Origin of the sequence: Amphritea sp. 1_MG-2023 (assembly GCF_030547545.1) — a bacterium.
Lineage (GTDB): Bacteria > Pseudomonadota > Gammaproteobacteria > Pseudomonadales > Balneatricaceae > Amphritea.
Genome location: NZ_JAUOQE010000006.1, coordinates 118,677 through 141,195, shown reverse-complemented (window position 1 = coordinate 141,195; position 22,519 = coordinate 118,677). Strand labels below are relative to the sequence as shown.

Annotated in this window: 22 protein-coding genes; 14 read left to right on the top strand and 8 right to left on the bottom strand. The window is 48.4% G+C overall.

Going from position 1 to position 22,519, the window contains the following annotated elements; all coding sequences use genetic code 11:
- Positions 1–475 precede the first annotated feature (475 nt).
- From Q4488_RS05550 to dnaB, 5 genes are all read left to right on the top strand, one after another.
- Positions 476–958, top strand: coding sequence for a hypothetical protein (locus Q4488_RS05550; protein WP_303579475.1), 483 nt, complete (start codon positions 476–478; stop codon positions 956–958).
- Positions 959–1,105: 147 nt separating this feature from the next.
- Entirely contained in the window at positions 1,106–1,546 is a 441-nt protein-coding gene (rpsF, locus tag Q4488_RS05545; protein WP_303579474.1) for a 30S ribosomal protein S6, read from the top strand.
- 32 nt (positions 1,547–1,578) lie between these two features.
- Positions 1,579–1,806 carry a 30S ribosomal protein S18 gene (rpsR, locus tag Q4488_RS05540; RefSeq protein WP_019622438.1) on the top strand — a complete coding sequence of 76 codons (228 nt, stop codon included), beginning with the start codon at positions 1,579–1,581 and terminating at the stop codon, positions 1,804–1,806.
- Between the two features lie 120 nt (positions 1,807–1,926).
- The gene (gene rplI, locus Q4488_RS05535) at positions 1,927–2,373 is read left to right on the top strand and encodes a 50S ribosomal protein L9 (protein ID WP_303579473.1); all 447 of its coding nucleotides are present in this window, start codon (positions 1,927–1,929) and stop codon (positions 2,371–2,373) included.
- A gap of 133 nt (positions 2,374–2,506) precedes the next feature.
- A complete protein-coding gene (gene dnaB, locus Q4488_RS05530) occupies positions 2,507–3,889 on the top strand; it encodes a replicative DNA helicase (RefSeq protein ID WP_303579472.1) in 1,383 nt (460 codons plus the stop codon).
- Between the two features lie 209 nt (positions 3,890–4,098).
- Here dnaB and dauA read toward each other — a convergent pair whose 3' ends face one another.
- The gene (dauA, locus tag Q4488_RS05525) at positions 4,099–5,856 is read right to left on the bottom strand and encodes a C4-dicarboxylic acid transporter DauA (protein ID WP_303579471.1); all 1,758 of its coding nucleotides are present in this window, start codon (positions 5,854–5,856) and stop codon (positions 4,099–4,101) included.
- A 172-nt stretch (positions 5,857–6,028) separates the two neighbouring features.
- Between dauA and Q4488_RS05520 the strand changes: the two genes are divergently transcribed.
- On the top strand, positions 6,029–6,226 hold the full coding sequence (locus tag Q4488_RS05520; protein ID WP_303579470.1) for a CopG family transcriptional regulator: 198 nt from the start codon (positions 6,029–6,031) through the stop codon (positions 6,224–6,226).
- Between the two features lie 199 nt (positions 6,227–6,425).
- On the opposite strand, the gene Q4488_RS05515 is transcribed toward Q4488_RS05520, so the two are convergent.
- Complete coding sequence (locus tag Q4488_RS05515; protein WP_303579469.1) at positions 6,426–6,860, bottom strand: thioesterase family protein; 435 nt, start codon at positions 6,858–6,860, stop codon at positions 6,426–6,428.
- Positions 6,861–7,200: 340 nt separating this feature from the next.
- Here Q4488_RS05515 and Q4488_RS05510 point away from each other — a divergent pair, with 340 nt between their 5' ends.
- Positions 7,201–7,845 (top strand): class I SAM-dependent methyltransferase, encoded by a 645-nt coding sequence (locus Q4488_RS05510; RefSeq protein WP_303579468.1) that lies wholly within the window; start codon positions 7,201–7,203, stop codon positions 7,843–7,845.
- 49 nt (positions 7,846–7,894) lie between these two features.
- Here Q4488_RS05510 and bioA read toward each other — a convergent pair whose 3' ends face one another.
- The 5 genes from bioA to Q4488_RS05485 all read right to left on the bottom strand — a co-directional run bounded on the left by bioA (position 7,895) and on the right by Q4488_RS05485 (position 13,964).
- On the bottom strand, positions 7,895–9,193 hold the full coding sequence (bioA, locus tag Q4488_RS05505; protein WP_303579467.1) for an adenosylmethionine--8-amino-7-oxononanoate transaminase: 1,299 nt from the start codon (positions 9,191–9,193) through the stop codon (positions 7,895–7,897).
- A 133-nt stretch (positions 9,194–9,326) separates the two neighbouring features.
- A complete protein-coding gene (locus Q4488_RS05500) occupies positions 9,327–10,301 on the bottom strand; it encodes an SLAC1 anion channel family protein (RefSeq protein WP_303579466.1) in 975 nt (324 codons plus the stop codon).
- Positions 10,302–10,559: 258 nt separating this feature from the next.
- Entirely contained in the window at positions 10,560–11,291 is a 732-nt protein-coding gene (tsaA, locus tag Q4488_RS05495) for a tRNA (N6-threonylcarbamoyladenosine(37)-N6)-methyltransferase TrmO (RefSeq protein ID WP_303579465.1), read from the bottom strand.
- An 86-nt stretch (positions 11,292–11,377) separates the two neighbouring features.
- Positions 11,378–13,102: a Na/Pi cotransporter family protein gene (locus tag Q4488_RS05490; protein ID WP_303579464.1), complete on the bottom strand. Its 1,725-nt coding sequence runs from the start codon at positions 13,100–13,102 to the stop codon at positions 11,378–11,380.
- Positions 13,103–13,247: 145 nt separating this feature from the next.
- Positions 13,248–13,964: a ComF family protein gene (locus Q4488_RS05485; RefSeq protein ID WP_303579463.1), complete on the bottom strand. Its 717-nt coding sequence runs from the start codon at positions 13,962–13,964 to the stop codon at positions 13,248–13,250.
- Positions 13,965–14,048: 84 nt separating this feature from the next.
- Between Q4488_RS05485 and bioB the strand changes: the two genes are divergently transcribed.
- From bioB to Q4488_RS05450, 7 genes are all read left to right on the top strand, one after another.
- Complete coding sequence (gene bioB / locus Q4488_RS05480; RefSeq protein WP_303579462.1) at positions 14,049–15,095, top strand: biotin synthase BioB; 1,047 nt, start codon at positions 14,049–14,051, stop codon at positions 15,093–15,095.
- A gap of 48 nt (positions 15,096–15,143) precedes the next feature.
- Complete coding sequence (gene bioF, locus Q4488_RS05475) at positions 15,144–16,319, top strand: 8-amino-7-oxononanoate synthase (RefSeq protein WP_303579461.1); 1,176 nt, start codon at positions 15,144–15,146, stop codon at positions 16,317–16,319.
- Positions 16,319–17,092, top strand: a complete 774-nt coding sequence (bioH, locus tag Q4488_RS05470) for a pimeloyl-ACP methyl ester esterase BioH (RefSeq protein WP_303579460.1) — start codon at positions 16,319–16,321, stop codon at positions 17,090–17,092. Before bioF ends, bioH begins: the two co-directional genes overlap by 1 nt.
- A complete protein-coding gene (gene bioC, locus Q4488_RS05465) occupies positions 17,089–17,874 on the top strand; it encodes a malonyl-ACP O-methyltransferase BioC (protein ID WP_303579459.1) in 786 nt (261 codons plus the stop codon). The genes bioH and bioC overlap by 4 nt, the downstream gene beginning before the upstream one ends.
- Entirely contained in the window at positions 17,867–18,559 is a 693-nt protein-coding gene (gene bioD, locus Q4488_RS05460; protein ID WP_303579458.1) for a dethiobiotin synthase, read from the top strand. Before bioC ends, bioD begins: the two co-directional genes overlap by 8 nt.
- A 164-nt stretch (positions 18,560–18,723) precedes the next feature.
- Complete coding sequence (locus Q4488_RS05455; RefSeq protein ID WP_303579457.1) at positions 18,724–18,969, top strand: hypothetical protein; 246 nt, start codon at positions 18,724–18,726, stop codon at positions 18,967–18,969.
- Positions 18,970–19,196: 227 nt separating this feature from the next.
- A complete protein-coding gene (locus Q4488_RS05450) occupies positions 19,197–20,027 on the top strand; it encodes a putative metalloprotease CJM1_0395 family protein (RefSeq protein ID WP_303579456.1) in 831 nt (276 codons plus the stop codon).
- A 154-nt stretch (positions 20,028–20,181) separates the two neighbouring features.
- On the opposite strand, the gene Q4488_RS05445 is transcribed toward Q4488_RS05450, so the two are convergent.
- Positions 20,182–22,335, bottom strand: coding sequence for a glutamine synthetase III (locus Q4488_RS05445; protein WP_303579455.1), 2,154 nt, complete (start codon positions 22,333–22,335; stop codon positions 20,182–20,184).
- Between the last annotated feature and the right edge of the window lie 184 nt (positions 22,336–22,519).

The window sequence follows — 22,519 nt, the reverse complement described above, 5'->3', positions numbered from 1 at the left end:
ATGCCTGTAACGGTTGCCTTGATCTCCAGCTTCTCTGTAAGCCAGAGGCGTCATTGACTTATTCGCACCTTCCCTAAATTAAAATAGTCCCAACATTTTTCTAGCGCTTACTTGCTAATTTCTACAAACCCTAGAATGTACTGATATTTAATCAGGGTCATATCAATATTACATCGAGGGGCTTTATGACTAATGATCCATTTCTTGAGGGTGACCGAACTGAGGTGCGTTTGCCTGACGACAGTAACTCTCGCTGGACGTTCGTCCGCGTTTGCTCAGCGAAAAGTGAGGCAAACATTCTTCTTGCACATTCTTGATATAGACTCCCATCAATCGTTCACGGATCCGCGTTAAAGTTTACTTTAAGGCTTGCATCGACGGAGTGTTGCGATAGGCTAAGTTTGAAAGGTGATATATTGTCCCTAAGCGCTTGCCGGTATTGGATAAGTGTTCACTGCTGACAGTGAGGAGAGGAATGCAACATAAAGGGCTGCTACTTAGGATAATGTTGCTGGGGCTGTTAAGCGTTTCTCCATTAACGTTGGCCGATCAGTCGGAGATCTATCTGCTCGGGCGTTTTACCTATAAAGGGACGCCGGTGAGTAAGGCGGTGCTGTTGGCGGATAAGCGAGTCACTGAGTTGGAGCAATGCCGTGATTTTGTACGTTATCAGATCCGTGGTAATCAACGGGGTATAAACTACTATCGCCACCATATAAGAGCACAGCGAAAAGGGGTGAATATCTTCCCACACTACGCTTGCATTCAAACGGATTTGCGAGTCAGTGAGTGGAATGATTATGATTTTTACGACAAGGTCTATCTCATCGATCTGCGTGGCGGACAACGTTTTACGCGTTATAAGGATACCAACAGCTGTTGGGCGGCCATCCGTAAAGAGCCTGACAAGCATAGTAAAAAGCTATTCTGCGCAAAAATGAGTCAAACATTGGGCTGATAAGACAGTTTTGTTTGTATTGTGTTATTAATCGCGTATAATTTCGCCTCCCGTTGGTTCTGCCATTGAGGGAAACTCACTTTAACTCCTTGCTTTCTACCGTTTTTCGATGCGGCTGAAGGCTGTATAACCCGTAAGGAGCAATTAATGCGTCATTACGAAATCGTTTTTCTGGTTCACCCGAATCAGAGTGAACAGGTTCCAGCTATGGTTGAACGTTACACCAAGCTAATTGAAGAATCTGAAGGTCAAATCCACCGTCTGGAAGATTGGGGCCGTCGTCACCTGGCTTACCCAATTAACAAAATCCATAAAGCTCACTACGTTCTGATGAACGTTGAATGTGCTCAGGAAACACTGGACGAGTTAACTAACATCTTCCGTTACAACGATGCGGTTATCCGTAACATGGTTGTACGTCGTAAAGATGCGGTTACTGATGTATCTCCAATTAAAGCTGCTGAAGGCCGTGAAGAGCGTCGTCCACGTCGCGAAGAGCGTTCTGAAAAGCCTGCTGCAACTGAAGCACCTGCTGCTACAGAAACGCCAGCTGCTGATGCACCGGCTGCTGAAGCTGCTGCCGAGTAATCGGTTTAATATTTATTTAGAGGAGATATACCATGGCTCGTTTTTTCCGTCGTAGAAAATTCTGCCGTTTTACCGCTGAAGGTGTAACTGAGATCGATTATAAAGATCTGGATACTCTGAAAGGTTACATTACTGAAACCGGTAAAATCGTTCCTAGCCGTATCACTGGTACTAAAGCTCGTTACCAGCGTCAGCTGGCAACTGCTATCAAACGTGCACGTTACGTAGCACTGCTGCCATACACTGACAGCCACCAGTAATAACGGTTAACCTGCGATACTGTATAAATGCTTTTTAGCACAGGTTGCAGGGGATTAAATAAGTTTCAGCCTATGGATGTTTAGCATCGATAGGCAAGCGTAAAAATAGAGGTTTGCGAGATGGAAGTTATCCTGCTCGAGAAAATTGGCAAACTGGGTAGCCTGGGTGACAAGGTTACTGTGAAGCGTGGTTACGGTCGTAACTATCTTCTTCCTTTTGGGAAAGCGGTTCCTGCTACTGCAGCTAACCTGGAAACCTTTGAAGCACGTCGTGCTGAATTGGAATCTGCTGCAAATGAAAAACTGAACAGCGCTCAGACACGTGCTGATCAACTGAACGAAATCGAACTGTCTATCGTTGCCAAAGCTGGCGAAGAAGGCAAATTGTTCGGTTCTATCGGTACCGCTGATATTGCTGATGCAATCAGTGCTTCTGGTATTGAAGTTGCGAAAAGTGAAGTTCGTTTGCCAGAAGGTGCGCTGCGCACAACAGGTGAATTCGAAGTTTCTATTCAGCTTCACCCTGAAGTGACTGCTATTGTTGGCATCATTGTTGTTGGCGAATAAGTCTTGCTTTAATCTGGCGTAAGTCAGAGATGAGTTAAAAAGCACTGCGTAGTATGATACTGCGCAGTGCTTTTTTCGTTTTAGGCCAGTGCAATTGCGATACTGGTGTTTTGCTTGTGAGGTAAAAGAGTTTATGGATTATCCAGATCCCAGTGCTGCCGATATGGAAGGTGTGAAAATCCCTCCGCATTCACAGGAAGCTGAGCAATCGGTGCTTGGTGGGCTGATGTTGGACAATAATGCCTGGGATGCGGTTTCGGAAATTGTGCTGGAGGATCAATTCTATCGTCACGATCATCGCCTGATTTTCCGTACCGTCGAGAAGCTCGTCAGTAATATGCAGCCGATCGATGTGGTGACTATTTCTGAGGAACTGGATCGCACCGGTAACCTCGATGCCGCCGGCGGACTGGATTATCTGGTTGAGCTGGCACGAAATACCCCCAGTGCTTCCAATATACGCGCCTATGCTGAAATTGTTCGCGATCGGGCGTTATTGCGTAGGATGATTTCGGTGGCGCATGAGATTGCTGAGAATGCGTTTATGCCTGAAGGGCGTGCGGGTACCGATATTCTCAGTGAAGCCGAACAGAAAATATTCCAGATTGCCGAAGACCGGCCTAATGAAGGCGGCCCTGTTGGCGTTAATCCTCTGCTGAAAAAAGCGGTGGATAAGATTGATGAGTTATTTAACTCTGAAGGTGCGATGACCGGCGTCACCACCGGTTTTGATGAGTTGGATAAAGCGACGGGTGGGTTACAACCATCAGATTTGATTATTGTCGCGGCACGACCATCGATGGGTAAAACCACGTTTGCCATGAACTTAGTGGAAAATGCCTTGATGGCGCAGGACAAGCCAGTATTAGTTTTTAGTTTGGAGATGCCTGCCGATCAATTGGTAACACGGATGCTCTCCTCGTTAGGACGAATCAATCAGACCAAGGTACGTTCCGGTAAGCTGGAAGAAGATGATTGGCCACGTCTGACGACGGCGGTGAATATGTTGCGGGATAAGCCTTTGTTTATCGATGATACCGCGGGCATTAGCCCCACGGAGATGCGTAACCGGGCGCGGCGAATCGTGCGTGAACATGGTGATATCGCCATGATCATGGTCGATTATCTGCAATTGATGCAACTGAAAGGGGGTAACAGTGAAGGCCGTACCGCAGAGATCTCCGAGATTTCTCGCTCGCTTAAAGCGTTAGCGAAAGAGCTTGAGTGTCCGGTAATTGCGCTATCGCAGCTCAACCGAGCCTTGGAACAACGGCCTAATAAGCGTCCGGTTAACTCTGACTTGCGGGAATCCGGTGCGATCGAGCAGGATGCCGATGTGATAATGTTTATCTATCGGGATGAGGTATATAACGAAGATTCGCCCGATAAAGGTATCGCTGAAATTATTATCGGTAAGCAGCGTAACGGTCCTATCGGTAGTAACCGGTTAGCCTTTATTGGCCAGTTTACCAAGTTTGAAAACCTGGCTCCGATGGGGTACGAGGAATACGAATAAGCGATGTGATTAGGAGCGTTTTTTTCAGCGTGCCTCACTGAACTTTATCGCCCCTAGAAGGGTTCGTACATCGAATGCCAAGCATGGCACAAACGAATCGCCTCGGCGGCGATATTTCGAGATTCGGCATATGATTACCCAACGCATCTACGGTGCGGTTCGCAAAGCTCACCGCACCCTTGTATCTACGCAATAATCTACGCAATAGGTTATACGGTCGCCTGCTGCGTTGTCTTATCACTAATGACTTTGGCGCTGGCCAAGCTAACGGCTTCTGCTAATGTGGGAGTGAAAACGAGCTTTTCATCAATCGGTTTGAGTCCCGCTTTGGCAATGTTTTTCAACGGTTGAAACTGTAGATCAGCAATAATAATAAACGTATTGGTTTTGAACTTCTCGTCGAGAAAATTATTCAGTGAGGAGAGTCCGCCCGCGTCCAGAATGGGTACCGCATCCATGTAGAGGACGATTTGCTGCTTATCCTTCGATATTTCCAATATTTCAGAGAAGATGCGATCGGCCGCAGCAAAAAAGAGTGGCCCACTAATTTTATAGACACCCCAATCGGCGGGTAGTATGTCGGGTACATGTTTACGGTTATCACTGACATCCGTTACCCGTGTCATCTTGGCAATATCACGCATAAACAGGATGGATGCGAGAATAATACCGAATGAAATAGCGATAACCATATCGATCATGACGGTGAGTGAAAAGCAGGTGAGTAAGACGAGAATGTCGCCAGTCGGTGCTTTTTTTAATAACTCAATCACCTTATGCGCTTCGCTCATATTCCAAGCAACTATTAATAGCATTGCCGCCATTGAAGCCATCGGAATATAGGCCAACCAAGGCGCCAGAATGAGTAAGCTGGCGAGAACTACTAGGCCATGAATAACACCGGCAATCGGTGATTTAGCGCCGGCACGGTAGTTAGCCGCCGAGCGAGCAATGGCGGCTGTGGCGGTAATGCCACCAAACCATGGGGTGACGAGGTTGCCAATCCCTTGGCCCATCAATTCAACGTTTGAGTGATGACGCGTACCACTCATGCCATCGAGTACAACCGCACAAAGCAGCGATTCAATCGCCCCTAGCATCGCAATTGAAAAGGCGATAGGCACTAGTTCAGCTAATTTATGGTAATCCCAGTCGATTAATTCACCATCTGGCCCCGGTTGTAGCCACGGCCAATTGAACTCGGGTAAAGCCGGAGGTATCCCTTGTCCTACGCTGCCATCGAGCAGTTCATAGCTGAAGCGGGAACCAATCGTTTGAATATCAAAGCCGGTTGCGCTGAGTACTAATGACAACAGCACACCGATAGCGACCGCGGGTAGATGCCCAGGTATCGGAAGGCGTAGACGAGGCCACAAGATTAACACCGCTAGTGTGGTTGCGCCGATAGCGAATTCAGGCAGCATGAGGGAAGGCAGGGCATGACTCAGTGCCGCGACCTTATCAATATACTTTTCCGGCATTTCATCCAATTGTAGGCCGAGAAAATCCTTCATCTGTAATGTCGCAATCACAACGGCGATACCCGATGTAAATCCTAGCGTGACGGATTCTGGAATGTACTCAATCAGTCGACCTAAACGACTGAGGGCCATGATAATTAACATGACGCCGGACATTAAAGAGGCGATCAGTAGACCACTCAAGCCGAATTGCTGTGCAACCGGATAGAGGATGACCACGAAGGCGGCCGTTGGCCCTGAGATACTGTAGCGAGAGCCACCGGTAAGAGGAATTAATATCCCTGCGATGATTGCGGTATAGAGACCATATTGGGGTGGTACGCCACTGGCAATCGCGAGGGCCATCGATAGGGGGATAGCGATAATACCAACGGTGATGCCGGCCATGATATCACGATACAGCTCGGCGAGGCCGTAGCCATCTTGAAAGGTTTCACGTAAGGCGCTAAAGGGGCGAATACTATGCAGATGTAAACGATGCGACATGAACAATTGCTCTTGCTGAGGCGGGTAGCTGACGGGCGGCTTTCCGGCCTGAAATGAGAAATGGCCTCTGACTCTGCTGAGTGGGGTCGTTATAACAGAAGTAACATTGTATGTTAACTCCTATCTAAATCAATGATAACATAATTAACATTACTAACGTTAAGGAATTGTAATGGAGCAGAGAACTGCACGATTGACACTGTTGATTGATCCCAAAAAGAAAGCCACATTTGAAAAGCTTTGCAGTGCGGATGATGTCACCCCTTCGCAGATGGTACGCAAGTTGATTCGGGATTATATCGAAGAGAAATTGGGGCCAGACTGGCGCGACGAGGTGTATACAAAAGACAATAATAGCCCAGGTTTATAGTTTGATTTATCGTGCCGTGGACTTAAGTCGTATGTTATAAACAGAAACAGTGTCACAAGACTGTGTGTAACTCGAGGATAACTCTTTGAAAGCCCCGTATTGTGGGGCTTTGCGCCGGTGGGTTAAAATTCAATCAGGGTTGGATTTGTGGCTATTTATCAACCGCTGAATGGGCTGTATTTGGCTGTTTTTTGTACCATTACTCGACAATCTTCATTATACGGTCTTTAAAGTTATCGGGAATGGCAACCACTTTACCGGCGTTATAATCAAAAAACACAATGCCGGTCTTTACATGTGCAATTTCGACAGCGGTTTTTTTGTTGCTGAGTAAATAATAGATATCGCAGCCATACTTATTGAAGTCGCCAACGGTGACATCGATCTGAATCAGATCACTATGAAAACTCTCAGCTTTATAGACAATGGCAGAGTCGGTCATAATAATGCCTCGCCCTTCGATATCCAGCTCGGTGTAGTTATGTGATTGCAGGTAGCGTAAGCGCGCTTCGTGTACGATGGATAATACCGAATCATTACTGAGGTGGCCGGCATAGTTGATATCACGGATCTGCACGGGAATCTCAGTAGTAAAGCTATAATTCTCGGGCATATCAATTTTGATACGTGCCATAAGTAAACTCCTGTAAAGCAAAATAAATGACGCAATGGTACTAACTAAGGAAGGTGCGAATAAGTCAATTACGCCTCTGGCTGACAGAGAAGCTGGAGATCAAGGCAACAGTTACAGGCATACTGGTTGTACGTCGAAAAATGTTAACGCCGAGATCTTGTTTCTCTGAAAGCCCCGAAGGGCGGATATTAGAATGGTCATCTACTTTGTCAGCCAGCTTGAAAAGGTCCAGACATTTCGCTGCACTGGCTTTCGCGTATCTGGCCACTCTAATGTCCGCAGAGAATATAACGGACTTATTCGCACCTTCCCTAACTAAGAGAATAGAGGAAGCCGAGCGATGAGTCTACGCAGATACAACCCCTATTATCGTTGGCTGTTTCCCTGGCTGCTGGATCGGGTTTCAGGGGCGGTGGCCGATGAGCGAAGCGAGCTACTGAGGCAGGCGCAGGGTCTCGTGTTGGAAATCGGCGCGGGCACCGGCAGTAGCTTTCATTGCTATGGCGATGCGATGGACAGGTTAATCGCGTTGGAGCCGGATATCGCGGTGATGCAATTGGCGCGTCAGCAGCTTGCCAAGCTGCCATCCGACATGCAGGCAAAAACAGCGCTATTGTTGGCGGATGCGCAGTCTATTCCGTTGGCCGATAACAGTGTTGATACGCTGGTGTCTTTTTTAGTGCTCTGTTCTGTACCGCAGCCAGAGCAGGCCCTAGCGGAGATGCATCGAGTCTTGAAAGAGGAGGGTCAGCTACTGTTTTTTGAACATGTGCTCGCAGATGATCCCGCTATACAGCGCTGGCAGCAGCGTTTGAATCCTTTGTGGCATCGTTGTGCCGGCGGCTGTCAACTCAATAGGCAAACAGCCGAATTGATTCAGCAGGCGGGCTTTAGCTTACAAGACTATGAACGTTATAAGCATCACGCGTTTCCACGGTTAGTGGGGCAACTGGTGAGTGGTCGCGCGGTTAAAGGCCGTGCTTGAGTCATAAGCGTCAATGACGATGCCATCTGCTTAAGCCTAAAGCACTGACTCAACGACGCTGTGCACTATAGTGCTGAATAACCTCATACATTCCCGTTGTTAGTGTTTGGAGATCGGTATCGGACATCACATAGGGTGGCATAACATAGATAAGCTTGCCAAATGGGCGAATCCAGATGCCTCGCTCGACAAACAGTGGTTGTATCTCGGCCGTCACGACCGGCTGTTTCATTTCCACCACACCGATAGCACCGAGACAACGTATTTCGGCAACGCTATCAAGGTCTGCGCAAGGTGTCAGCCCTTGTTTAAGCTGCTGCTCTATGCGGGCAATGTTGCTTTGCCAGTTCGATTCGCGTAGCAGTTTTAAGCTCGCATTCGCGACCGCGCAGGCCAATGGATTTCCCATAAATGTTGGCCCATGCATAAAGCACCCAGCCCCGCCGGCGGAGATTGTTTCGCCGACCTCGGTGGTGGTTAAGGTGGCAGCGAGGGTCATATACCCTCCGGTGATGGCTTTGCCTAGACAGAGAATATCTGGGGTAATATCGGCGTGATCACAGGCAAACAGTTGACCTGTACGGCCAAAGCCGGTGGCTATCTCATCGGCAATCAGTAACACATTATATTGATTGCACAGAGCGCGAGCCTGCTTAAGGTAGTTGGGATGATAAAAGCGCATACCTCCGGCACCTTGAACGATGGGCTCGAGGATCAGTGCCGCAATTTCATGATGATGCGCGACAAGCAATCGTTCCAGCTCATCGCAATCGCTGGGCTCCCAAGATTGATCAAATGTTACCTGTGGTGCTGGGGCAAAAAACTGCTGCGGCAGTACACCGCTAAAAATCTCATGCATACCGGTGACGGGATCGCATACCGACATCGCGCCAAACGTATCGCCATGATAGCCGTTGCGAATGGTGAGAAACTTATGCTTGTCGGCCTTGCCTTTGGCATGCCAATATTGAATCGACATTTTAAGGGCTACTTCCACAGAGACAGAGCCGGAGTCAGCTAAGAATACCTTTTGCAGTGGTTCAGCTGTCATGTCGACTAGCTGTTGGCACAGTTCAATCGCGGGCTCATGCGTCAGCCCGCCAAACATGACATGTGACACTTGATCAATTTGAGCATGAGCGGCCGCATTCAGACGCGGATGATTATAGCCATGAATGACCGACCACCAAGACGCCATTCCGTCAATCAGTTCAGACCCATCAGCCAGCGTTAATCGTACACCTGAGGCAGATACCACGGGATACGCCGCAGGGGGAGAGATCATTGATGAGTAGGGATGCCAGATATGTTGCTGATCAAAACGAATTTGTTCGCTGACGATGCTCATGTTCATGCTCCGAGAAGTGTTACAACAAATGCCATCGAGGATAGCGATTAACAGATACGGTTAAAACGATAGCCAAAAAAAACCGAGTTATTACAGCTCGGTTTTAGGTAGAAAGCAAATCGATACAGTCGCTTTACTCTGGCTGACAAAGCTCATTGCGGATCACCGCTAGCAGGGTGCGGAAAAATAACAGTGTAATAACGACGCTTGAAAGTATGATGAGCGCGAGGGACAGGTAATAGAAAAATGGCTGTTTATGAATGCTATACATCAGTTGTGTCGCAATGGCTGCGGCGGCTAGTGGGAATGAATACGCCCACCAAGACATGAAGAATTGAATCCGCGTAAAGCGGGGCGCCTGAGCGAGTAATATAAGCACCAAAAAGATCGCCGTGTAGTAGAGGATATGCGCAAAATTATCCATTCCACCATTGAGCTTTACATAAGAGATAAAGCCAACAGCCGGTGGGGCTATCAAGATAAACATGGTTGGCAGTAGCTTATGTGGAATCGGGTCATGAAACATCATGCGATTGAGTACTAGGGTTTTCAGTACCAGCCAAAAAACGATGCCAATTGAGAAAAAGAACCAACTGACTTCTGTATAACCGTGATCGACGCCAGCAATCGGCACCAAAATATTACCCACAACGGGAATAAACCAAGCCGGTGTCATATGCGTCATCTGGAATTTTGGGTGATGAATCCACTGATTCAAAATATAGACCGTGAGCAGCAGGTGGATAGCGCTGCCGCTACTCCAGAGGATAAAAGACAGCTGCTGTGAGACCTCAAAGGTGGCGATACTCAATAACAGCATATTGATGCTAACCGCAGGGAAGAAACTGAGCTTAATGGGGTGATTAAACTCGCCCAAGACGGCCGGGGTTTTTAGTATGATTTTGCAGAGATAAAGCACCGCGAGTATTAAAAACAGACATGCCGTTAATGTCAGCAATGTATGGCCAATGATGCCTGGGACGGCAAACAGATGGCTGGCTTTTTCCCACACCAGCGTTAACCCGGTCAGCCCCATAATCATGGCGAAAAAAGTAATTGGAAAGTGTTGCAGCCTCGAGGCGGCGGTTTGTTTTGGCAGGTTGTTCATGGGATGTTATCTCGAAGGTTCACTGACAAGCTGAATTTATAGCCTGAATGTACATTTAACCATTAATTGTTAAATTAGAGCTTTCTAATATAGTAATTTATTCATCGCTAAAAATCGAATACTTTTTAGCCGTTCCTGACAGGCTCACTTGTTTTGATGCTTGTGGATAACCTATGTCATCGCATCAAGATATTTTAACCTATTCAATCATAAAGGGTTTACGGAGATAGCCCAGAAGATTCGCGCGACGCTTGATCATCATTCGTCATGCGGGCTTGTGTCCATCTCGATCTGTTTAACCTGAATGGCTTGATCACTGATTTTCCAGCGGATATTGAGGTCATGTAAACGGATACCATAGTCTCGTTGATGTGCTTTGTTTTTATGGTAAGCAGGCCGAGGATCACAGCGTAATACTTCGCTGATCTGTCGCTCTAAGGGTTGATTCAAACGCCGACTATGCTCGTTTAACTGATGGGCCGCTAACGGCGTGAAATGCACGGCTAAGTCGAGTGTTTCAATGCTACTGGCTAAGCTAAACTCGGCGTCTGGGATAATATCGGCATACGGCAAGTAGGGTTTAATATCCACAATGGGGGTCTGATCCAATAGGTCAGCGCCGCTAACATCGAGTAACACGCGGCTGCCTTCACAGCGAATACCATCCAGCTTGACCGGCGATAGGCCGATCGGATTGGGACGAAAAGGCGAGCGCGATGCCAGTACGCCGAGCTTGTCGTTACCGCCGAGCCGAGGAGGTCTGACCAAGGGTGACCAGCCTTTGCCGACGCAGGCACTGAAGATAAACAGTAACCAGATATGACTACACTGCTCCAAACCTCTCACACAATCAGCATGATTATAGGGCGGCAGTAGCTCTATTGTGGCTGTCATGGAGGATGCCAGTCCAGGTTGTCGAGGGATGCCAAATTTTTCTTTATAACCACTGTGGATAATGGCGATCGGTTCAAATGTTAACGCTGAATTCATGTTTTTATATCAATAGGTAGAGAGGCAACAAAATCGGCACAGTGTATCCGTGCCGCTATTCGGTTTACGTTACTTAGCCTTCTGTGTCAGTTAACCACGAGAGGCTCTTTTGGCGATTGATCTGTTTTTTTATCTTTAAGTTGCTGACGATTATCGGGCTCTGCTGTTGAGCGGCTGTGTGATGCATCAATAATGGGAGAACGATGTTCTATTGGTGCTAAGCTACTCCAGTAGCGGACGCTTTTTTCTGCCTGTTGCCCCAGTCGATGTACATGGCTGAGAGAGTCCAGCAGTTCGGTACCTTCGTCGGGGCTGAGGCGTCCATCTATCATAGCATCTAAGACATGCAGTTTGATTTTCTGATAGGTCTTTTCCAGTTTATGCAGGAGTTTACGACTCTCATCAGACGAGCTGTATGACTCGCTATCAATGACAGTCGCATCCAGCATGCGATTGGTGATTTTTTTCAGTTCGTAAATATCTTTCTGTGTATTGCTGTCACTGATCTGATTGAAACGTTCGCTGTATTGCACGATTAGGCTTGAAAGGCGCGCGATCTCATTGAAGTAGCGTGCGATCCGCATGGCGCTGGGGAGAATTTGTGCGATTGCTTCCCCGAGTGGTTGTTGACCTAACTTTTGACTGAACTTGCCAATTTCAATAATGAGTTTATTGATGATGAGCGCCTGTGATCGAATCTGCTTGTTGTCTGCTATCTCTGCGCTGATCGCTTGCTTAGCGAGAGTGTTGGTCATCTGACTGACTCGGCTGAGTTCTCGAATCATCGCTTCGATGGCGAGTGATGGGGTTTCAAGAATATTGTTATCGAGATAGCGAGCCTTGGCCAGATCCTCATCGCCTCGACGAAACCGCTTTTCTAAAAAGCTCACCATCGGGGTTGTGAGGGGCCACATAATGAGCACGCCAACGATATTAAACAGGGTATGGAAGAGCGCTAATAGAATAACGAGATCGAAAAACTGAGTCAGGTTGGATGCATTGATGATATTCGCCAAACTGATCAGCAGCAGTAACCCGACGGCTCCGGTGAGCAGATTAAAGGCGACATGCGCGCAGGCGATGCGTTTGGCATTAGAGGTGGCGCCAATCACCGATAGTGCAGCGGTGGAGGTGGTGCCGAGATTAGCACCAATAACCAGCGCGCCTGCGGTGGCGAGTGGGATAGCGCCGGTGGCGGCCATCGACAGTGTGATGGCCATCGCGGCACCGGATGATTGAATCAGCACCGTCAGAATAAAACCGGCTAAAACAAACAGGGCGAGGCCGGCACTAGTCTGACTAATGGCTTCAAACGGAATACTGTTTTCCAGCCCATTAAAGGTGTCTTTAAGAAACGAGAGGCCGACAAAAAATAAACCAAAGCCTGTTAATGTCGTGCCCACGTGGGCGTAACGTTGCTCGCCTCCGATTAAGCGCAGCATCATTCCGATACCGATTATCGGTAGGGCAAAAGCACTGATATTAAAATTAAAGCCGATGGTGGCAACCAGCCAGCCGGTCATGGTGCTGCCGATATTACAACCATAAATGATGGCGATCGATTGACCCAGCGTGAGTAGCCCAGCATTGACAAAACCGATGGTGGCAACGGTGATCGCACTGGATGATTGAACCAGTGCGGTAATAGCGGCACCGGAGAACAGACCTCTCAGGCGCGAGCGAGTCGCGGCTTCTAAGGCTTTACGTAGCGAACTGCCTGCGGCGCGTTTTAAGCCGCTAGTCATCAGTTGCATGCCCAATAGAAAGAGGCCTAAGCCTCCGATCAGATCACCTACATCACTTAAAACCATGCGGACTCCTACGGAAAACTGATAGGTTTATTATTGTTATTACTGACTGAGCTTCAGCCGCGGCTTGAAGTCTCTTGGTTAGTCACTTAGGTTCCTAAGCGTAGGCAACTTAACATTCTGATTACATGATAATAAAAGCGTTAATTTAGCTTAAATGCAACTCTTTTGCGGTGCGAGCAATCACCCAGATATAAACCTGTTGGCAGCCAGCCTGCTTTAATACGCGACTGATTTCAGCCGCAGTCGTGCCGGTCGTCATCACATCATCGATCACGGCGACTGAGGCGGGCGGGGGATTGATACAGTGAAAGCTGTTACGTAGATTCTTGCGCCGTGTTTTGCGATCAAGGTCGGCCTGATGAGGGGTGTTTATGGCTTTGATCAATAGCTGATGACTGAAGGGAATGGATAGTGATCGCGCGAGACGCTTTGCCAGCAGTGCAGCCTGATTATACTGTCGTTGCTGCAATCTTTTTTGATGTAATGGTACTGGAATGATCAGCTCCGGTCGTGGAGCTGTTTGTAATCGAAGCCTTAATAAGTCTGCCAATGGGTTGAGATAGTGTGTTTGGCCATTGAATTTTGCCAGTTGAATCAGTTGATCGATAGGAAACCGATACTCAAAGGGAGCGATGACCTGATCAAACAGTGGCGGGCGTTGCTGACATTGTGGGCAGATGGCTAAAGACGAGGAGTGACTGTTGAGCGGAATGGCGCAGCGCTGACAGGCATGAGTGATCCAGGGTAAGTCATCGAGACACGCCTGACAGAGGTTAGTTGTAGCGCAAGCGTGTAAGCCGCATAAGATACAGTGTCTATTTTGGTTATATAATAACCAGCTGTTTTTAGTTTGCGTAAACATAGGTTGACAGATCCTTCTGTCTGATTAAAATTAGCCCTTCACGAAATCCTTATCATGCGGATCTATTACAGGATATATACAGCGATGCAACATAACCAGACAGAGATTAGACACGACTGGAGCGAGCAGGAAGTACGGGCGTTGTTCGAGCTGCCATTTAATGACCTACTATTTAAGGCTCAACTGGTGCATCGTGAGTTTTTTAATCCTAATGAGGTACAGGTTAGTACACTGTTATCGATTAAGACCGGTGCCTGTCCTGAAGACTGCAAATACTGTCCGCAAAGTGGTCATTACAACACGGGGCTTGAAAAAGAACGCTTGATGCAGGTTGAGGCGGTGCTGGAAAAGGCGAAACAAGCCAAACAGTCCGGCTCTACTCGCTTCTGCATGGGCGCTGCTTGGAAACACCCCGCCGATAAAGATATGCCTTATGTTATTGAGATGGTTAAAGGGGTTAAAGCGCTCGGCCTAGAGACCTGCATGACGTTGGGGATGCTGGATGAGGATAAAGCCGATCAGTTAGCCGATGCGGGGCTGGATTATTACAACCATAACCTCGATACCTCGCCCGAGTTCTACAGTAACATTATCACCACGCGCACCTATCAAGATCGTCTTGATACCCTGCATCACGTGCGTGAGTCGGGTATGAAGATCTGTTCTGGTGGTATTTTAGGGATGGGTGAAACCGCAACCGACCGTATCGGCTTGTTACGTCAGTTAGCGAATTTGCCAACGCAGCCGGAAAGTGTGCCGATCAATATGTTGGTTAAGGTGAAGGGTACACCGCTGGAAAATGCGGAAACCTTGGATAACTTAGATTTTATTCGCACTATCGCAGTGGCACGAATTATGATGCCGAAATCTCATGTACGCCTTTCAGCGGGGCGTGAGAATATGAGCGATGAGATGCAAGCGATGACCTTTATGGCGGGAGCCAACTCCATTTTCTATGGCGAGTGTCTACTAACGACACCCAACCCTGAAACTCATCGTGATCTACAACTGTTTAAACGCTTGGGTATTAATCCCGAGCAGCGTATCTCTGAAGCCGATAGCACTCAGGAGCAGACGATCATCAATAATCTGCAAAAACAGCAAGATGAGTCGTTTTTCTACGAAGCCTGATGCTCTCTACTCGCGAGCGAGCGGCGATCGCCGGTAAAGGATCTGACTATGTCGTTTGATCAGCTACACGCTGAACTGCAGGCGCGCAAGGCGCAATCTCTGTATCGTCAGCGACGTATTCTGCAAAGTCCACAGGCCCCCGAGGTGATGGTGGATGGGCAGGCGTGTTTGGCTTTTTGTTCCAATGATTATCTGGGTTTGGCGAACCATCCTCAGGTGATTGCGGCACTTAAAGAGGGTGCCGATCGCTACGGTGTGGGTGGCGGCGCCTCGCATCTCGTGAATGGCCATAGTCAGGCCCATCATGCACTGGAAGAGGAACTCGCCGATTTTACGGGACGTCCCCGTGCACTGTTATTTTCGACCGGTTATATGGCTAATATGGGGGCCATTACGGCGTTATTGGATAAGCGGGATGGGATCTTTCAAGATCGGCTGAATCATGCCTCGTTATTGGATGGTGGCTTACTCAGTGGGGCTCGTTTTCAACGCTTTCTGCATAATGATGCGGATAATCTAAACACGCGGCTACAGCGTTCCGAGGCACGACGTAAGCTGGTGGTTTGTGATGGCGTCTTTAGTATGGATGGTGATCTCGCTGAGTTACCTTCACTATGCGCTACGGCTGCCGAACATCGCGCCTGGATGATGGTTGATGATGCTCACGGTTTTGGCTGTATCGGCACACAAGGGCGAGGCACGGTCGATCATTTTTCGCTGAGTAGTGATCAGGTGCAACTGTTAGTCGGCACTTTAGGCAAAGCCTGCGGTACCTCCGGTGCATTCGTCGCCGGTTCTGACGACTTAATTGAAACGCTGATTCAGCATGCGCGTACCTACATCTATACCACGAGTATGTCGCCAGCGGTGGCATCGGCAACGCGTGTCGGTCTGAAACTGTTACAGCAGGATGAGTGGCGGCGCGATAAGCTTCAGCATCTGATTCAGCGCTTTCGTCAAGGCTGCCAGCAGCTGGGGTTACCGCTGATGCCATCCCCGACCCCGATTCAACCGATGATGGTAGGCGCTGCCGATCATGCCATGGCGATCAGTGCGGCGCTTGAAGCGCAAGGCATCTATATTGGCGCGATCAGGCCGCCGACAGTTCCGAAGGGAGCGGCTCGACTACGAGTGACGCTCAGTGCTAGCCATACCGATGCACAACTCGATCGCCTATTAGATGCGTTAGAGGATGTGATGCTGGGTAAAGGTCGTCATAACTGATGCTCTATTATCAACAGTACGGCATTGAACATCCTTCAGAGAAGCCTTCGTTGGTGTTGTTGCATGGCTGGGGCATGCACAGTGGTATTTGGCAGACGTTGATCCCTGAGTTAGAACGGCATTATCAACTCACGGTGATCGATCTGCCGGGGCTCGGACAGAGTGCTGAGTGTCGCCCTGCGGTTTATGATATCGATAGCATAACCACCTTAGTGGCCGCGGTGGCACCTAAATCAGCCATCTGGCTGGGATGGTCGTTGGGCGGTATTATCGCGATGAGCTTTGCGCAACGTTTTCCTGAGCGAGTCTCGCGTATAATCACGCTAGGCACGAGCCCCTGCTTTATTGCCCGAGATGACTGGCCGTTTGGCATGGCGGCAACGACGTATGATCAGTTTGAAGTTAATTTAAAGGCCAACTCAGGTAAGACCTTACAGCGCTTCAATCGGCTTCAAGTGCAGGGGAGTGGAACGGCCCGTGCGGATTTAAAAATACTGCAACAGATCGTGGCGGATGCTCAGCCGACGGATCAGTCATTAAGTGACAGTTTGACGTTGTTGCGTCAGGATTACCGCGAGCTGTATCGTCGTTTGCCATTGCCCACGCTACATCTGCTGTGTGAACTGGATACTTTGGCTCCCGCGGCGATGGCTGAGGCGTTATCAACCCTGCAAACACAGACGCAAGTGGCGGTGTTGCCGGGACAGTCTCATGTCGGCTTTCTATCGGCACCCGCTTGTATGGCTGAAACAATTCGGACGTTTTGCGGATGAGTCAACAGTTTTTAAAATCGCAGATTGCCGAGTCATTTAGTCGTGCGGCGGTCAGTTACGATAGTGTGGCTCAGTTACAGCGGGATATCGGTCATGAGCTACTCAGTCAATTGACGCAGACTTCCGCCGATGTGGTACTGGATCTTGGCTGTGGCACCGGCTATTTTGCACCATTGTTAACTGAGCAGCTCAAGCCGCGGCAGCTTATCTGTCTCGATATGGCGCAAGGGATGTTGCAATATGCCCGTCAGCATCGCTCGATAGCAAACACGCTTTGGTTATGTGGTGATGCGGAAAAGCTCCCCTTGGCCGATAATAGCGTGAATCTAATCTTTTCTAGTCTAGCGATTCAGTGGTGTGAAGATCTTGCCGCGCTATTTAGCGAAGTGGCTCGCGTTTTGAAACCCGGCGGCCGCTTTATATTCAGCACGTTGGGGCCACAAACGCTGTATGAATTACGCGAGTCTTGGTCAGTGGTGGATAGTTTTCAACATGTGAACCGTTTTATTGACTTAGACTGCCTGCAAGCGAGTGCCGAGCGTCAGTTACAACCGGTGAGCTTGAGGCAAGCGAACAAGGTGCTGCTTTACGATCAATTGCGTGAGTTAACCGCTGAATTAAAGGGCATTGGTGCCCATAATATCAGTGCTGGGCGACACAGCGGTTTGACCGGCAAGGCGCGAGTGATCGCTTTTAAGCAAGCGTATGAGCAGTTTAGACGGCCGGATGGACAGTTACCGGCGTCCTATCAAGTATTTTATGGTGAGTATATTCATGGCTAAGCGTACTTTCTTTGTCGCTGGAACCGATACCGATGTGGGTAAAACCGTGGTTTCGGCGGGTTTATTAGCCGCAGCTAATCAGCGAGGGCTATCGAGCATGGCGCTCAAGCCGGTGGCAGCGGGGTGTGAAGTAACAGAGGCGGGGCTACGTAACGGTGATGCGCTGCTATTACAGCAGACGGCCTCGGTTAAACTCAGTTATGCACAGGTTAACCCGATGGCCTTTGAGCCAGCTATCGCTCCACATATTGCGGCACAGCAGTTAGGGCGACGCTTGGATGCCGATCGCATTGCCGCGCTATGTCGCGGTGCGATGATGCAGCCTGCTGATTTTATGATCATTGAGGGCGCGGGTGGTTGGCGAGTGCCGTTAAATAATCGGCAAACGTTGGCTGATGTGGCTAAATTGTTACGCACCCCGGTGATTTTAGTGGTGGGCATGAAGTTAGGCTGTATCAATCATACTTTATTAACCGTCGAGGCCATTGTTAAAGATGGCTTACGATTAGCGGGTTGGGTTGCCAATCAGGCCGAGCCGCAGATGAACTGTTATCAAGAGAACTTAGCAACCTTGAAATCGATGCTGTCAGCGCCTTTATTGGCTGAAATTCCTCATATTGAGACATGTGAAGCTGAAAACATCGCGAAATATATTGATTTAGAGCCGCTGTTGATTGATCAATAAATGAACTGTCTGTCAGAGTGTTCTATAATAACTCTATATAGATCAGCCGTTAGTTAAGTTTTTCATGAGGCCGTGTCATTAAGCGTGAATATAATGGTTGCTCATCTGATCTATTAACTAACGGATAGGCTCAATAATAGGCAAGCACAGCAGCAGGTGTTTTTATGAATGTTACATCAGCGTTGAATACCGGTGTTTTAGGATTAAATCGTGGACTGGATGGGGTGCAGAAAGTGGCATCTGATATTGCGGGTGCAGGAAAAACAGATACGCCTGAAGAAGGCACCGGTAACGATATTAATCAATCATTAGCCGATTTGACGGTCGAGAAAAATGCGGTGGCGGCATCGACTAAGGTTGTGCAATCTGTGGATGAAACGCTCGGCACGTTGATCGATATTCGTGCCTGATATAACAGATAACGGCCGCGTTGATCGAGGTCTGCTCGTATTTGCCGCAAGGCACGGGTTAACCTCGTGACTGACGGTTATCATTAGTGCTCGTTAGGCGTTAGTTTGACGTTAGGTTTGATATTATTTGGTAATAGTTTGAGTCGTTGCTATTTTAAGTACAGGACATCATAAAACCGTTAATAGGCGAAATCTGCGCTAGGGATCAGTGATAGGAGGTCAGCGAGATGCCGTTACATCTGACTGCTCAGTCACTTACTCTCAATACTCATGCGTCACTCAATACCGACGATCGATATCAAGTGCCGACGACGGTTAGTTTGTCTTCTTCACCTATCACTGATGCATTATCAACCTCTCCCATCACCCTGCCAGTACAGCCCTCCGATACTGAGACATCCATTGATGCTCACAGCAACCCTAATATAGCCGATTCAGCCGTCGAGCTCTCTGTTCATCAGTCGAACGAATCCGTTGAGGCTGAGCGTGAAACACAGCAATTGCTGAATGAGTTGGCATTGCGTGATATGGAAGTACGGCAACATGAATTAACGCATGCGGCTGCCGGAGGTCAGTATGCCGGTGCGCCTACCTACGAATATCAGCGTGGCCCTGATGGCAGGCTGTATGCGGTGGCTGGCGAAGTGAGTATCGATACGTCTGCTGTGCCTGATGATCCACAAGCAACCTTAGAAAAAGCCGAGGTTATTTTGAGGGCCGCGTTAGCGGTGGCTGAGCCTTCGCCGCAGGATCGTTCTATTGCGGCGCAAGCGGCTGCGATGGCTGCTGAGGCGCGGGCCGAGCTTGCTCAACAGAGTCGAGAGCTTGATGCTGAAGATACCTCGCAGTATAGCGAGGAACGTCGTGAGGACGATCAGCAATCGCAGCAGGATACATGGGAGGCACAACAAAATGATCAGGCGGAAAAATTACAGGACTTTAATCAACAGTTAGTCGAGGTGAATCTTAAATTGGCGGAGATTCATCAGAAGTTGATCGATGCAGGGGTTTTCAAAAAGCTATTTGATGAAGGGTTTATTTTTGATGAGAGGGTTTAATCGCACTGAACAGTGATTCATGATGGCGCACGTCATTGGTAACATCTTAAAGTGTGTTACTCAGTCATCGTGACAAAAAAAAGCACAGGCCGATAAGCCTGTGCTTTTTTAGTACTGCGCCCACTGGAGCGCAGTGATCGAGTAATGCTATCGATTATTTAATAAACAGCATCTCGCGATACTTAGGCAGAGGCCACAGGCTATCGTCAACCAGTGTTTCCAGCGTGTCAGCAGCACTACGTACTGTTTCCATCAGCGTACAAACATCATTCGCAAGGAACTGCATATGGGCTTCGGTTGATTCAAAGGCTTCAGTTTCAAGAGCCGCGCTCAATTGTTCAACGGCGGACATCATCGCGGTGGCTGTTTCAGCTACCTTGCCTGCTGGAGAGAAATCCAGTGTTATCCCTGTAGCGGCGATATTTGATAGATAGTTAATCGCTGCTGGATAGATGCTAGTCGTGGCCATTTCGACAACCAGCTTAGCTTCTACTTCAATCGATAAGATATATTGCTCGGCATACACTTCAAAGCGACTGGCCAGCTCTGCGGGTGTGAACACGCCCGTATTAGAGAATAGGTCGATCACTTCCTGCGTTTTAAAGGCGGGCAATGCATCGGCGGTGGTCGGAATGTTTTTCAAACCATGCTCTTCAACAGCCGCTTTGTGCCATTCAGAAGAGTAACCGTCGCCACCAAAGACAACCTTACCGTGCTCTTCCATTAGCTCTTTCAAGACGGCGAATACCGCTGCCGTTTTGTCGCTGTTAGTAGCCAGTACCGCTTCAAGTTTTGCCGCAATCCATTCAAGAGAATCGGCCAGCATGGTGTTCATTGCGACCAGCGGTCCAGAGACTGATTGAGACGAACCGACGGCGCGGAATTCAAAACGGTTACCGGTAAAGGCGAACGGAGAGGTACGGTTACGGTCACCAGGATCGCGGTCAAATTTTAGAATTTGAGATAGACCTATATCCATCTGACCACCCGTTGTTGGCACATGCAGTGCACCGGTACGGATATCATCAAATACTTTTTCTAGCTGATCACCTAGGTAAACAGACAGGATAGCTGGAGGGGCTTCATTGGCACCTAAGCGATGATCATTTGCAGCGGAAGCGATAACGGCACGCAAAAGCGGGCCATATTTGTGCACGCCGCGAATCACTGCACCACAAAAGAGCAAGAAGTTAAGATTCTCATTCGGCGTGTGACCAGGATCGAGCAGGTTACCTTGCGTCGCATTGCCTACAGACCAGTTAACATGCTTGCCTGAGCCATTAATACCGGCAAATGGCTTCTCATGTAATAGGCAGATAAAGCCGTGACGTTTAGCGGTGTTTTTCAGCAATGTCATTAATAATTGCTGATGATCAGAGGCAATGTTGGCCGCTTCAAAATAAGGAGCGATCTCAAATTGGCCCGGAGCTACTTCATTATGGTGTGTTTTAGCAGGAATTCCCAGACAATAGAGCTTGTTTTCTAGGTCTTGCATGAAAACCTGTACACGTTCAGGGATTGCACCAAAATAGTGATCGTCGAACTCTTGGCCTTTAGCAGGCGCAGCACCAAATAGTGTTCTACCGGCTAACAGCAAGTCGGGGCGTGCATTGGCGAATTTTTCATCAACCAGGAAGTATTCCTGCTCTGCACCACAGCTTGAGTTAAGGGTGGCGATATCCGTTTCGCCCATTAGGGCTAATACTTTTTGTGCCGCATCATTCATGGCAGCATTTGAACGTAGCAGAGGGATCTTTTTATCCAGCGCTTCGCCAGTCCAAGACATAAAGACGCTTGGAATCATCAGTACAGCGCCGTTAGCGGTTTGCATAATGTAGGCTGGGCTGGTTGGATCCCATGCAGTATAACCACGCGCCGCGTTAGTCATACGCAGGCTACCATTCGGGAAAGAAGATCCGTCCGGCTCACCTTTAATCAACAAACTGCCGGTAAATTCGGTGATTGCGCCGCCATCTGAATTAGTTACAACAAAACCGTCGTGTTTTTCGGCGGTGGCGTTGGTCATTGGGTAGAAAATATGAGAGAAAAATTTAGCGCCTTTCGTCATCGCCCAATCTTTCATCGCTGCTGCGACAGCATCCGCTACAGCAGGTTCAAGCTCTGCGCCAGTTTGAACTGTTTTCTTGATGCTTTTAAAGGCAGATTTTGAAAGCGATTCTTCCATTTGTTGCAGACCAAATACATCAGACGCCCAGATCTCATTCAGTGGGGCAGTCATCGTCGTTGCAAAGGGTGCAGCATTGGTGATTTCGTTAATCGCATTCAAGCGTGCTTCATTTCTGCTCATAATCTTCTCTCGTATATCCAAATTTTCCAGTGGATTTTGGCTGACGCGGATTGCGTTAACCCAGGTCAGCGATAACAAATAATCTTGGGTTTTTATGCAAGCAAAAATTGAACCAGTTTTGTATTAATAAGCTATTTTTAAAGCAACGAATGTTGCATAGGGGCATGTTAATGGTTGCAATTGA

Bases quoted from the DNA above. Each gene is read 5' to 3' on its own strand.
- Q4488_RS05550 (WP_303579475.1), top strand. From the start codon at position 476: ATGCAACATAAAGGGCTGCTACTTAGGATAATGTTGCTGGGGCTGTTA.
- rpsF (WP_303579474.1), top strand. From the start codon at position 1,106: ATGCGTCATTACGAAATCGTTTTTCTGGTTCACCCGAATCAGAGTGAA.
- rpsR (WP_019622438.1), top strand. From the start codon at position 1,579: ATGGCTCGTTTTTTCCGTCGTAGAAAATTCTGCCGTTTTACCGCTGAA.
- rplI (WP_303579473.1), top strand. From the start codon at position 1,927: ATGGAAGTTATCCTGCTCGAGAAAATTGGCAAACTGGGTAGCCTGGGT.
- dnaB (WP_303579472.1), top strand. From the start codon at position 2,507: ATGGATTATCCAGATCCCAGTGCTGCCGATATGGAAGGTGTGAAAATC.
- dauA (WP_303579471.1), bottom strand. From the start codon at position 5,856: ATGTCGCATCGTTTACATCTGCATAGTATTCGCCCCTTTAGCGCCTTA.
- Q4488_RS05520 (WP_303579470.1), top strand. From the start codon at position 6,029: ATGGAGCAGAGAACTGCACGATTGACACTGTTGATTGATCCCAAAAAG.
- Q4488_RS05515 (WP_303579469.1), bottom strand. From the start codon at position 6,860: ATGGCACGTATCAAAATTGATATGCCCGAGAATTATAGCTTTACTACT.
- Q4488_RS05510 (WP_303579468.1), top strand. From the start codon at position 7,201: ATGAGTCTACGCAGATACAACCCCTATTATCGTTGGCTGTTTCCCTGG.
- bioA (WP_303579467.1), bottom strand. From the start codon at position 9,193: ATGAGCATCGTCAGCGAACAAATTCGTTTTGATCAGCAACATATCTGG.
- Q4488_RS05500 (WP_303579466.1), bottom strand. From the start codon at position 10,301: ATGAACAACCTGCCAAAACAAACCGCCGCCTCGAGGCTGCAACACTTT.
- tsaA (WP_303579465.1), bottom strand. From the start codon at position 11,291: ATGAATTCAGCGTTAACATTTGAACCGATCGCCATTATCCACAGTGGT.
- Q4488_RS05490 (WP_303579464.1), bottom strand. From the start codon at position 13,102: ATGGTTTTAAGTGATGTAGGTGATCTGATCGGAGGCTTAGGCCTCTTT.
- Q4488_RS05485 (WP_303579463.1), bottom strand. From the start codon at position 13,964: ATGTTTACGCAAACTAAAAACAGCTGGTTATTATATAACCAAAATAGA.
- bioB (WP_303579462.1), top strand. From the start codon at position 14,049: ATGCAACATAACCAGACAGAGATTAGACACGACTGGAGCGAGCAGGAA.
- bioF (WP_303579461.1), top strand. From the start codon at position 15,144: ATGTCGTTTGATCAGCTACACGCTGAACTGCAGGCGCGCAAGGCGCAA.
- bioH (WP_303579460.1), top strand. From the start codon at position 16,319: ATGCTCTATTATCAACAGTACGGCATTGAACATCCTTCAGAGAAGCCT.
- bioC (WP_303579459.1), top strand. From the start codon at position 17,089: ATGAGTCAACAGTTTTTAAAATCGCAGATTGCCGAGTCATTTAGTCGT.
- bioD (WP_303579458.1), top strand. From the start codon at position 17,867: ATGGCTAAGCGTACTTTCTTTGTCGCTGGAACCGATACCGATGTGGGT.
- Q4488_RS05455 (WP_303579457.1), top strand. From the start codon at position 18,724: ATGAATGTTACATCAGCGTTGAATACCGGTGTTTTAGGATTAAATCGT.
- Q4488_RS05450 (WP_303579456.1), top strand. From the start codon at position 19,197: ATGCCGTTACATCTGACTGCTCAGTCACTTACTCTCAATACTCATGCG.
- Q4488_RS05445 (WP_303579455.1), bottom strand. From the start codon at position 22,335: ATGAGCAGAAATGAAGCACGCTTGAATGCGATTAACGAAATCACCAAT.